At 69.4% G+C, this 11402-nt stretch carries 11 protein-coding genes; 3 read left to right on the top strand and 8 right to left on the bottom strand.

Features of this window, described 5'->3' with window-relative positions:
* A partial coding sequence (locus ACXAID_RS24260; protein WP_475024733.1) for a DNA polymerase III subunit delta' occupies window positions 1-697 on the bottom strand: 697 nt, incomplete at its 3' end.
* 82 nt (window positions 698-779) lie between these two features.
* On the opposite strand from ACXAID_RS24260, the gene ACXAID_RS24255 reads away from it, so the two are divergent.
* Window positions 780-2363: an adenylate/guanylate cyclase domain-containing protein gene (locus ACXAID_RS24255; protein ID WP_475024732.1), complete on the top strand. Its 1584-nt coding sequence runs from the start codon at window positions 780-782 to the stop codon at window positions 2361-2363.
* Between the two features lie 10 nt (window positions 2364-2373).
* On the opposite strand, the gene topA is transcribed toward ACXAID_RS24255, so the two are convergent.
* The 3 genes from topA to ACXAID_RS24240 form a co-directional block, all read right to left on the bottom strand.
* A complete protein-coding gene (gene topA, locus ACXAID_RS24250; protein ID WP_475024731.1) occupies window positions 2374-5187 on the bottom strand; it encodes a type I DNA topoisomerase in 2814 nt (937 codons plus the stop codon).
* Window positions 5188-5332: 145 nt separating this feature from the next.
* Complete coding sequence (locus ACXAID_RS24245) at window positions 5333-5923, bottom strand: hypothetical protein (protein WP_475024730.1); 591 nt, start codon at window positions 5921-5923, stop codon at window positions 5333-5335.
* Window positions 5924-6103: 180 nt separating this feature from the next.
* Window positions 6104-6307 (bottom strand): cold-shock protein, encoded by a 204-nt coding sequence (locus ACXAID_RS24240; protein WP_193046666.1) that lies wholly within the window; start codon window positions 6305-6307, stop codon window positions 6104-6106.
* 349 nt (window positions 6308-6656) lie between these two features.
* Here ACXAID_RS24240 and ACXAID_RS24235 point away from each other — a divergent pair, with 349 nt between their 5' ends.
* Both ACXAID_RS24235 and ACXAID_RS24230 read left to right on the top strand, forming a co-directional pair.
* On the top strand, window positions 6657-8993 hold the full coding sequence (locus ACXAID_RS24235) for a DEAD/DEAH box helicase (RefSeq protein WP_475024735.1): 2337 nt from the start codon (window positions 6657-6659) through the stop codon (window positions 8991-8993).
* Window positions 8994-9051: 58 nt separating this feature from the next.
* The gene (locus ACXAID_RS24230) at window positions 9052-10164 is read left to right on the top strand and encodes a PAS domain-containing protein (RefSeq protein ID WP_475024729.1); all 1113 of its coding nucleotides are present in this window, start codon (window positions 9052-9054) and stop codon (window positions 10162-10164) included.
* Here the strand turns inward: ACXAID_RS24230 and ACXAID_RS24225 are convergent.
* The 4 genes from ACXAID_RS24225 to ACXAID_RS24210 all read right to left on the bottom strand — a co-directional run.
* Window positions 10161-10505 carry an Rv3654c family TadE-like protein gene (locus ACXAID_RS24225; protein WP_475024734.1) on the bottom strand — a complete coding sequence of 115 codons (345 nt, stop codon included), beginning with the start codon at window positions 10503-10505 and terminating at the stop codon, window positions 10161-10163. The two genes, ACXAID_RS24230 and ACXAID_RS24225, sit on opposite strands and share 4 nt — an antisense overlap.
* Complete coding sequence (locus tag ACXAID_RS24220; RefSeq protein ID WP_475024728.1) at window positions 10495-10809, bottom strand: TadE family type IV pilus minor pilin; 315 nt, start codon at window positions 10807-10809, stop codon at window positions 10495-10497. The genes ACXAID_RS24225 and ACXAID_RS24220 overlap by 11 nt, the downstream gene beginning before the upstream one ends.
* A 35-nt stretch (window positions 10810-10844) precedes the next feature.
* On the bottom strand, window positions 10845-11060 hold the full coding sequence (locus tag ACXAID_RS24215; RefSeq protein ID WP_475024727.1) for a DUF4244 domain-containing protein: 216 nt from the start codon (window positions 11058-11060) through the stop codon (window positions 10845-10847).
* A gap of 21 nt (window positions 11061-11081) precedes the next feature.
* Window positions 11082-11402: type II secretion system F family protein (locus tag ACXAID_RS24210; RefSeq protein ID WP_475024726.1), on the bottom strand; the 321-nt coding region annotated here is incomplete at its 5' end.

The following is an 11402-nucleotide window of genomic DNA, read 5'->3' as shown; positions in this document are numbered from 1 at the left end:
GTTGCCGGGCCTGCTCGTCGGTGGCGAGCCGCCGGGCCCGCCCCACGTGCCCCCCGCTGACCGACGCGGCCCAGGCGGCGTCGGCCTCCGACAGCCCGTCGGAGTCCACCAGCACCCGTGCGATGGCGTCCACCGACGGGGTCACCAGCGCGACATGACGGCAGCGGGACCGCAGCGTGATCGCGATGTCCTCCGGATCCACCGACGGCGCACAGAGCAGGAACACCGTCGAGGGCGGCGGTTCCTCGACCACCTTGAGCAACGCGTTGGCCGCGCCCTCGGTCAGCCGGTCGGCATCCTCGATCACCACGATCTGCCAACGCCCGGTGCCGGGACGGCGGGAGGCGATCTGGACGATGCCGCGCATCGCGTCGACCCCGATCGAGAGCCCCTCGGGGATGATCCGGCGGACATCGGCGTGGGTTCCGGCCATCGTGGTGGTGCACGCCCGGCACTCACCGCAACCGGGCGGCCCGTCGGAGGTGCACTGCAGCGCCGCGGCGAAACACAACGCGGCGACCGACCGGCCCGACCCCGGCGGGCCGGTGATCAGCCACGCGTGGGTCATGGTGCCGCCCGCAACGCCCGTCTCGGCGGCCTCGCTGTGAGCGGAATCACCGCGCGCGGCGCGGGCGGCCGACATCAGCTCAGCCTCCACCGCGTGCTGGCCCACCAGACGCGAAAAAACACCTGTCATCGCCGATAACAGTAGTGCTGCGAACCGACACGTCCGTCCCAGCCGCCCCCTCGCCGTCAGCCGCGCCCGATACGGTGAACGAATGGCCGCAGAAGCGATCCCGATCGGGCGAATCAGTGCATTCGCCCGCTGGGTCGCGCGCACCCCGTGGCCGGTGTTCACGCTGGGCATGCTGCAGGCCGACATCATCGGCGCCCTGCTGGTCCTGGGCTTCCTGCGGTTCGGGCTCCCACCCGAAGACCGCATCCAGCTCCAGGATCTGCCCACCTACAACCTGGCCATCTTCCTGGCCTATCTGTTCGTGTCGTTCACCGTGGCGTCCTATTTCACCCTGCGGATGCTGATCCCGGTGATGCGCTGGCAGCGTCGCGACATGCTGCTCGGCGACCGGGACCCGGCCGACACCGAGGTGGCCCGCATGCGGGCGCTGAAGATGCCGTTCTACCGGTCGCTGATCAGCGCCACCAACTGGCTGCTCGGCTCGGTGGTGTTCATCGTGGCCAGCTGGCCGGTGGCCAGCAAGTCGGCCCCGGTGGTGGCGGTGGCCACCGGTCTGGGCGCCACCGCGACCGCGATCATCGGCTACCTGCAGTCCGAGCGGGTGTTGCGGCCGGTGGCGGTGGCCGCGCTGCGCGGCGGCGTCCCCGAGACGTTCCGCGCTCCCGGGGTGATCCTGCGCCAGGTGCTGACCTGGGTGCTGTCCACCGGGGTGCCGGTGCTGGCGATCGTGCTGGCCCTGGTGGCCAGCGAGTTCTCCATCCTGACCGCCCCGGCCGACCGGCTGGTCACCACGATCCTGCTGTTGGCCATCGTCGCGCTGGTGATCGGGCTGTCGAGCACCGTGCTGGTGGCGATGTCGATCGCCGACCCGCTGCGCCAGCTGCGCTGGGCCCTCGGTGAGGTGCAACGCGGAAACTACAACGCCCACATGCAGATCTACGACGCCAGCGAGCTCGGCCTGCTGCAGGCCGGGTTCAACGACATGGTGCGCGACCTGGCCGAACGACAACGATTACGCGACCTGTTCGGCCGCTACGTCGGCGAAGACGTCGCCCGCCGTGCGCTGGAACGGGGCACCGAACTCGGCGGCCAGGAACGCGAGGTCGCGGTCCTGTTCGTCGATCTGGTCGGCTCCACCCACCTGGCGGCGACCATCCCCGCCTCCGAGGTGGTCAACCTGCTCAACGACTTCTTCCGGGTGGTGGTCGACACCGTGAACCGCCACGGCGGCTTCGTCAACAAGTTCCAGGGTGACGCCGCACTGGCCATCTTCGGCGCCCCGATCGAGCACCCCGACGCATCCGGGGCGGCGCTGGCCGCATCCCGGGAACTGCACGACGAACTGATCCGGGTACTCGGCGAGACCGACTTCGGCATCGGGGTGTCGGCGGGCCGGGCGATCGCCGGACACATCGGCGCCCAGGCCCGCTTCGAGTACACGGTGATCGGCGACCCGGTCAACGAGGCAGCCCGGCTCACCGAGCTGGCCAAGCTGGAGAAGGGCCACGTGCTGGCCTCGGCGGTCGCGGTCAGCGACGCACTCGACGCCGAGGCGCTGTGCTGGGATGTCGGCGAGATCGTCGAGTTGCGCGGACGCACCGCACCCACCCAGCTGGCCCGTCCGGTGAACCTGGTACGCGCCGACGAGGTCGATCTGACCCGCTGAGCCGCCGGGCTCAGCTGCCCTTCTTGGCGGCCTTCTTCTTCGCCGGCGCCTTCTTCGCGGAAGCCTTCTTGGTCGCCTTCTTCTTCACCGGCCCCCGGGCGCGCCGGTCGGCCAGCAGCTCGGCGGCGCGCTCGTCGGTGATCGAGGCCACCTCGTCGCCCTTGCGCAGGCTGGCGTTGGTCTCCCCGTCGGTGACGTACGGGCCGAACCGGCCGTCCTTGATCACCATCGGCTTGCCGCTCGCCGGATCGTTGCCCAGCTCCCGCAGCGGCGGGGCCGAAGCACGTTGCCCGGCGCGACGTTTGGGCTCGGCGTAGATCTTGAGCGCCTCGTCGAGGGTGATGTCGAAGATCTGATCCTCGGTGGCCAGCGAACGGGAATCGGTGCCGCGCTTCAGATACGGGCCGTAGCGACCGTTCTGGGCGGTGATCTCCTCACCGTTGTCGGGGTCGACACCCACCACCCGCGGCAGCGACAACAACTTGAGCGCGTCGTCGAGGGTCACCGTCTCGAGGTCCATCGAGCGCAGCAGCGACCCGGTGCGCGGCTTCGGCCCCGTCGGCTTCTTGCCCTTCTTGGCACCCGAGCCCGCGCTGCCGTCGTCGCCGTCCTCGGGCTCGGGCAGCACCTCGGTGACATAGGGGCCGTAACGGCCGTCCTTGGCGACGATCTGGTGGCCCGTCTCGGGGTCGACCCCCAGCGAGCGCCCCTCCTGTGGTGTCGCGAAAGCCTTCTCGGCCAGTTCCAGCGTCAGCTCATCGGGGGTCAATTCGTCTTTGAGGTTGGCGCGCTGCGGTTTCAACGGACCGTCCGGGGCGTCAGGATCAGTGATCATCCGCTCGAGATAGGCGCCGTTTCGCCCGACCCGGACGTTGACCGCGCGCCCCTCGGCGTCGTCGAAGAGCTTGATCGAGTTGACTTCCCGGGCGTCGATTCCCTCGAGGTTGCCGCCGACGAGCTTCTTGAGCCCACCGGCGCGGGCGATGGAGCCGTCCACGCCGTGCTCGCCGCCGAAATAGAAATTCGACAGCCAGTTGGAACGCCGCTCGAGTCCCGCGGCGATCTGGTCGAGCTCGTCCTCCATCGCCGCGGTGAAGTCATAGTCCACCAGCCGTGCGAAATGCTGCTCCAGCAAGCCGATCACGGCGAACGCCACCCAGGACGGCACCAGCGCACTGCCCTTCTTGTGGACGTAGCCGCGGTCCTGAATCGTCTTGATGATCGAGCTGTAGGTCGACGGCCGGCCGATGCCGAGGTCTTCGAGCGCCTTGATCAGCGACGCCTCGGTGTAGCGGGCCGGCGGAGAGGTGGCATGCCCGTCGGCGGTCAGGTCCTTGGCGTCGACCCGCTGCCCCTGGGTCAGGTTCGGCAACCGGCTCTCGGCGTCGTCGGCTTCCCCGCCGGCGAGGTCGTCGATGCTCTCGACGTAGGCCTTCAGGAAGCCGGGGAAGGTGATGGTGCGACCGCTGGCGTTGAACACGACCTGCTCACCGCTGGACGCCGTGCCGGCGATGCGCAGGCTCAGCGTGGTGCCGCGCGCGTCGGCCATCTGCGAGGCCACGGTGCGCTGCCAGATCAGCTCGTAGAGCCGGAACTCGTCGGTATCGAGTTGGGCGTGCAACTGGCCGGGCGTGGCGAACACGTCGCCGGCCGGACGGATGGCCTCGTGGGCCTCCTGGGCGTTCTTCACCTTGCGGGTGTACTGCCGCGCCGTCGGGTGCACGTACTCCTCGCCGTAGAGCTGGCGGGCCTGGTTCCGCGCGGCTTCCACAGCGCTGGCCGACAGGGTCGTCGAGTCGGTACGCATGTAGGTGATGTAGCCGTTCTCGTACAGCCGTTGCGCGATGCTCATCGTGCGCTCCGAGGAGAAGCGCAGCTTGCGCCCCGCCTCCTGCTGCAGCGTCGAGGTCATGAAGGGCGCGTACGGACGGCGCGTGTAGGGCTTCTGCTCCACCGAGGCCACCGAGAGCTGCGCGCCGCGCAACCCGGTGGCCAGCGACTGGGCCCCGGCCTCGTCGAGGACGAGCACCTCGTCGGGTTTCTTGACCGCACCCAGTGAGTCGAAGTCACGGCCGGCCGCGACCCGGCGTCCGTCGACGGTGTTGAGCTTGGCGGTGAACCTGGGAGGAGACGCGGCTGGATCCGACACACTGGCGTCGAGCTCGGCGGTCACGTCCCAGTAGGCCGCGCTGCGGAACGCCATGCGCTCCCGCTCGCGCTGCACGATGATCCGGGTCGCCACGGACTGCACCCGGCCGGCCGACAGCTTCGGCGCGACCTTCTTCCACAGCACGGGGCTGACCTCGTAGCCGTAGAGCCGGTCCAGGATGCGGCGGGTCTCCTGCGCGTCGACCAGGTCGTTGTCCAGGTCACGTGGGTCTTCGGCAGCGGCCCGGATGGCCGGCTCGGTGATCTCGTGGAACACCATCCGCTTGACCGGGATGCGCGGTTTGAGCGTCTCAAGCAGATGCCAGGCGATGGCCTCGCCCTCACGGTCGCCGTCTGTGGCCAGGTAGAGCTCGTCGACGTTCTTGAGCTTGTCCTTCAGCTCGGCGACGGTGCTCTTCTTGTCCGGGCTGACGATGTAGAGCGGCTCGAAGTCCTCGTCGACGTTGACCCCGAGCCGTGCCCACGGCTCAGACTTGTACTTGGCCGGCACGTCCGCCGCGGCCCTGGGCAGGTCACGGATGTGCCCGCGAGACGACTCGACGACGTAGTCAGACCCGAGGTAGCCGGCGATTTTGCGCGCCTTGGTCGGCGACTCGACAATGACGAGTCGCCGGACACCTCGGTTACCCCCGCTGCCGCGGTCCCCGTCAGCCACCAATCTGGCCCACTGTTGTAGCTCCACTTCTCCTGCTGCCCGCGCACGGCATGTAACCACGCCAGGCGCTTCGGCAACTGACAATTTCGCACCCCGGACCTGCCGACGCAAACCGTCCCTACCGTGGCGCAGCTCCGCCGACCGGCTAGATCCGCGGCCAACCAGACAACGCCTCAGCTCCCCGCGGGGGTTCCCCCACGTTCTCTACCAGGCGCGATAGCCTTCGCCGACCACTGATGCGCAGCGCCGGATGGGTCCCTCGGGTACCGATCAGCGTCGGTGCGATCCCGACCCGCATCATCGCCGAGGCGAGGGCCGAGTGGGTGTCCGGCGCGTGTGGATCCAGCCCCAGCAGGTAGCGGTCGGCCTCCGGGGTGCCCGCGGCCAGAATCCATGCCCGCAGCTCCCGGGGGCCCGGCAGCCACTGCGCAGGCACCGTCTTGACCGCCCCCCGCGTCCACTGCTCGGCGATCCCCACCAACCGGGCATCGAGGCCCGTGCGCACCAACGGGGTGTCCTCCTCGGTGCGCACGATCTCCGGCACCAGGCCGGCATCGGTGATCATCTCGGCCAGCCCTTCGGCCCGCCACATCCGATCGACCACCACCGACAGCCGAGCCGTCTGCCCCTGGGCGCCGCTGACCAGCACGACCTGGCCTGAAGCAGCCAGAATCCCGGTCAGATCGGCGATCGCCGGCGGCACCGACTCAGCCGAGAAGAAGGACAGCTGGCTCACAGCACCGACACTAGGCCAGCAGAGCCCTGCACAAGCGTCACCAGGCCGCATGGACCCGGGGAAGACCCACGAAAGACCCCCGGAAAGGGAACACCCCCGCGCCGTCCGTTGCGGATGATGCGGGGGTGTTCAGTAATCCTTCGAGCCGGTGGCTCGGTGGTCTTCGGTTGGTCGCTTGACTCAGACGGTCCGAACGCCGGTGGCCTGCGGGCCCTTGGGGCTCTGGCCTACCTCGAACTCGACCTTCTGGTTCTCCTCCAGGGTGCGGAATCCGCTTCCCTGGATCTCCGTGTAGTGGACAAACACGTCCGCCGACCCATCTTCAGGCGCGATGAAGCCGAACCCCTTCTCCGCGTTGAACCACTTCACAGTTCCCTGTGGCATCTCTCGTACTTTCCTTCTCTGTATTCACCGGGTGCGATCCACCGTCTTTCGGCAGACCGGGCCCGTTCCGACCGCCATACCTTCGTGGAGTGCTCGGAACTCGACCCGACCTACAACCCTCGCAGGAACCGCGATCGCAACGTCGTTCCTGCGAGTGTTGAGACACGAACACAGAAGCTGCGACCGCAAGTAGTCAATCACGTTCCGGCCTGCGGCGACAGTCTCAACGCCATCACGTAGTGAACAATTCACGTGCGACATGTCCCGGCCGGTCCCCGAGGCCGGGCTCGGAGAGGTCCAACGGCCAAATCCAGGGAGGTGATCGGTGACCGACGGCAGCGCAGATCCGATACCCGACTTCGGCCGTGAGCTGTTGGCCGGTGCCGTCGACGGGACCGCCGTCGGCGAGCACCCGGTGCGCCACGTCGCCGATCTGCCGCCACGACGGGCCAGCACACAGGAGTGGCCGAACTGGACCCACCCAGATCTACTGCAGGCCTTCCGGGATCGGGGAATCGAGGTACCGTGGTCACACCAGCGCACCGCCGCCGAACTCGCCCACGCGGGGCACCACGTGGTGCTCAGCACCGGGACCGCCTCGGGCAAGTCGCTGGCCTACCAGCTGCCGATTCTGACCGCGCTGGCACAGAATCCGCGCGCACGGGCGCTGTATCTGTCTCCCACCAAGGCGCTCGGGCACGACCAGCTGCGGGCCGCGGCCGAACTGACCGCCGCGATTCCGGCGCTCGCCGATGCCTGCCCCACCCCCTACGACGGCGACAGCCCCGCAGAGGTGCGCCGATTCGCCCGGGAGAGATCACGCTGGATCTTCTCCAACCCGGACATGATCCATCTGTCGATGTTGCGCAACCACACCCGCTGGGCGGTGTTCCTGCGCCACCTGCAGTACATCGTCGTCGACGAATGCCATTACTACCGGGGAATTTTCGGTTCGAATGTGGCGATGGTGCTGCGCCGCCTGCTGCGTCTGTGCGCCCGCTACGCGCCGAACGCCCCCGGCGACTGGGCCGGCCCAACCGTCGTCTTCGCCAGCGCGACCACCGCCGAACCCGCCACCACCGCCTCCGAGTTGATCGGCCAGCGGGTGACCGAGGTCACCGAGGACGGATCCCCGCAGGGCGCGCGGACGGTGGCCCTGTGGGAACCGGCACTGCTGGCCGACCTGATCGGGGAGAACGGTGCTCCGGTGCGGCGTTCGGCCGGTGCCGAAGCCTCCCGGGTGATGGCCGATCTGATGACGGAGGGGGCCCGGACACTGACGTTCGTGCGGTCGCGCCGGGGCGCCGAGCTCGTCGCCCTGGGCGCGAAGGCCCGGTTGGCCGACACCGCACCGGAACTCGCCGAGCAGGTGGCTTCCTACCGGGCCGGCTACCTCGCCGAGGACCGGCGCCGGCTCGAGCGCGCCCTGACCGAGGGCGAGCTGCGCGGCATGGCCACCACCAACGCACTCGAACTGGGAGTCGACATCGCCGGCCTGGATGCCGTTGTGCTGGCGGGTTTCCCCGGCACAGTCGCGTCCTTCTGGCAGCAGGCCGGGCGGGCCGGCCGGCGCGGACAGGGTGCACTGATCGTGCTGATCGCCCGCGACGACCCCCTCGACACCTATCTTGTGCACCACCCGGCAGCGCTGCTGGACAAGCCGATCGAGCGGGTGGTGATCGACCCGAGCAACCCGCACATCCTCGGCCCCCAGCTCCTCTGCGCAGCCGCCGAGGTTCCGCTGACCGACGCCGAGGTACGCACGTGGGAGGCCGAGGAAGTGGCCGCCACCCTGGTCGACGACGGCCTGCTACGCCGGCGACCGACCGGGTACTTCCCGGCTCCGGGCGTGGATCCACATCCCGCGGTGGACATCCGGGGCGCCACGGGCGGGCAGGTCGCGATCCTGGAGGCCGACACCGGACGGATGCTGGGCAGTGCCGGAGCCGGACAGGCACCGGCGTCGGTGCACCCGGGCGCGGTCCACCTGCACCAGGGTGAGAGTTACGTGGTCGACTCCCTGGACCTCGAAGCGGGAATCGCGTTCGTGCACAGCGAGGACCCGGGTTACACCACCTTCGCGCGCGAACTGACCGACATCGCGGTCACCGGCACCGGTGAGCGTCGCGAGTACGGACCGGTGACCGCCGGGCTGGTGCCGGTGTCGGTCAGCAACACCGTCACCGGCTACCTTCGCCGGCGGATCGACGGCGAGGTGATCGACTTCGTCGAACTCGACATGCCGACCCGCACTCTGGAGACGATGGCCGCAATGTGCACGATCACTCCGGAAGCGCTGCAGCACTGCGGAATCGACCCGTTGCGCATCCCAGGATCCCTGCACGCTGCCGAGCACGCTGCGATCGGACTGCTTCCGCTGATCGCCAGCTGCGATCGCAGCGACATCGGCGGGGTCTCCACTGCGGTCGGCCCGGTCGACGGCCTGCCGACCATCTTCGTCTACGACGGTTACCCCGGGGGTGCGGGCTTCGCCGCGCGCGGGTTCCGCATGCTCAGTCGCTGGTGGTCCGCCACCGCAGAAGCGATCGAGGCCTGCGAGTGCCCCGCTGGATGCCCGTCGTGTGTGCAGTCGCCGAAGTGCGGAAACGGCAATGACCCGCTCGACAAGGACGGGGCCCTGCAGGTGTTGCGTCTGGTGCTCGGGGAGTTGGCCGGCCGACGGTAGGCAACCGGTTGCCCGATGACGGGCCGGAGACGGTCGACCGCTCGGTACGATATCGGTCATGACCCACGACTGGATGCTCGTGGAGACGCTCGGCGACGAACCCGCCGTCGTCGCGCAGGGGGCCCACACCAAGGACCTGGTGCCTGTCAGCACCTTTCTGCGAAGGAATCCCCACCTGATGGCGATCCAGACCGCGATCGGCGAAACGGTGCGCGCCGGCAACGGTTTGACCAGCATCACACCGAAGAACGACCGGGTGATCCGGACCGAGGTGGTTCAGATGTCCGACGGCCGCATCCACGGTGTGCACATCTGGCTGGGAGCCCCCGACGAGGAGCCACCGCCGCGCCCGACGGTCGGCTCGCTGATCTGGGACCTCACCTCCGGCACCGCCACCGACACCCGGGAGTCGCTGCTGGTCGGCGGCTGGGACCCGGCCCGGCAGTCCACGCACGGGCGCGCGTTCGCCGACGACCTGCCGCGCCGCGAACTCAAGCCGAGCGAGGCCGAGGTGCTCAGCATGGTCATCGAGCCGCAGGTGGGTGTGTCCATCTGCAACACCTGGGACGTCACCGACTACCGCGGCGAGCAGATCACCGTCGGCTTCGTGGCCCGGTCGATGCCCGAGGTGTCCGAGGACGGCACCGAACGCATGATCTGCCGCGCGATGAACTGGCGCAGCGTCCGGGAGGGCTCGAGCATCCAGCACGAGCTGCTCGCCCAGAAGATCGTCGAGGGCCTGGCCGAGCCGGGGGTGTACCGGGCACTGGTCGACCCCCGCCACTGGGCGCTGCTCAAGTGGCTCGACGACCCTGCGCCGTTCTTCGACTGGCGTGCCGGAATCGTCAGCGCCGAGGCGATCCACCCCGACGACCGAGCCACCATGGCCAAGATGGTCGCCGAATTCGCCCACGGTGCGACCTCGGGGGTGCTGCGGATGGTCGCCCACAACGGCGGATGGACGCCGGTGCACGTGATGGTGCACCGCGTCGAGCTCGGCAACGGTGTCTACGCCGGGCTGTCCGCACTGCGGGTACCCACCGACGACGAGCTCAGCGCGGCCGGTCTGGATGCCGAACCGGCACCGAGCGGCAACAGCCGCAGGCATCTGTCCCGCCGGGACAGATCTGCCAGGAACAGTGCCGCCAAGAACGGCGCCGCCAGGCACTAGCCGCCCTGCTGCGGACCCGCCCGGGCGACCGCGGTGGCCGGACCGCTCCAGCGCAGTCCCCCACTTCGGGCTGTCACCGTGACGACGACGTCCAAGCCCTCGACGCGGCACTCGGCGCGGGTGTTCATCGAGCGCGCGATCCGGTCCGCCTGTGCGCAGGCGTGCCCGGGGCCTGCCGGCAGCAGAGACGCTCCGGCGAGGGCCGCGAGGTCTGCGGCGGCCTGCGCGCGGTGGCGGGCGATCACCGCCGCCCCGAGGTGAGCTCCGCCGGTCATGACGGCCACCAGGATCGCGACCATCACGACCGCGACGACACCGGCCGATCCCCGCTCACCGGACAGTCGGCTCGGTGGCGGCGACCGCGTCGGCTGTGATGTAAATACCCGGCAGCAGAACAGATTTCGTGCTGACCGTAGCGACCACCACATCACCGTCGCGACGCAGGCCGACCTGCGCTCCGGTCGGGGCTACCGCACGTGCGGTGCGCAGCGCCGCGGCCTCGTCGCCCCGGGCGGCCAGCCGGGCCGCCTCCCTGGCCGCATCGACACAGCGGATCTGCGCGGCCACCGCGGCAAGCCCGGCCACACACACGACGAGGGTGGCCACCAACGCCAGAATCGCGAAAGCCGCTTCTGCGGTGGCCATTCCGGATTCCGGGTCGGCCTCGCCCGGGCCCCGTTCTACACATTGGTCTTCAAGGCCCGCGCGATGATGTTCGTCAGCGCGTTGACGATCGAGTCGCCGGTGATCACGGTGTAGAGGATCGCACCGAACGCCGCGGCGGCCACCGTGCCGATCGCGTACTCCACCGTGGACATCCCGTCGTCGGCGACGGCGAGAACCAGCACCCGTGCGCGCAGCCCTCGAAACCAGGCTTGAATCCACTGTTTCACCATTGCTTTCCTCTCCATTTCGTGTCACAAGACTCCCGACTGCAGGACGTCACCGGCGAGTCCCGCGACGACCGGCGCGACCCCCAGACAGACGAAGGCAGGCAGAAAACACAGACCCAGTGGCCCGGCGATCAACACCGACGCCCGCTCCGCTCGGGCGGTGGCCCGGTCGGCGGCCTCGGCGCGCAACTGGGCGGCCAGTTCCTCGGTGCGCTGCGCCAGAGCGGTGCCGGAGTCGGCGGACCGGCGCGCCATCCGCAGAAACGCCGCCGAGTGTTCATCCACCGCAGCTCCGGGCCGCCCCCACGCTTGGCCCGGCTCGGCACCCAGCGCCAGCAGATCGGC

The organism is Mycobacterium sp. ABE4_509, assembly GCF_056160785.1.
The sequence above is the reverse complement of the archived record's forward strand: the minus strand, read 5'-3'. Positions and strand labels throughout refer to the sequence as shown.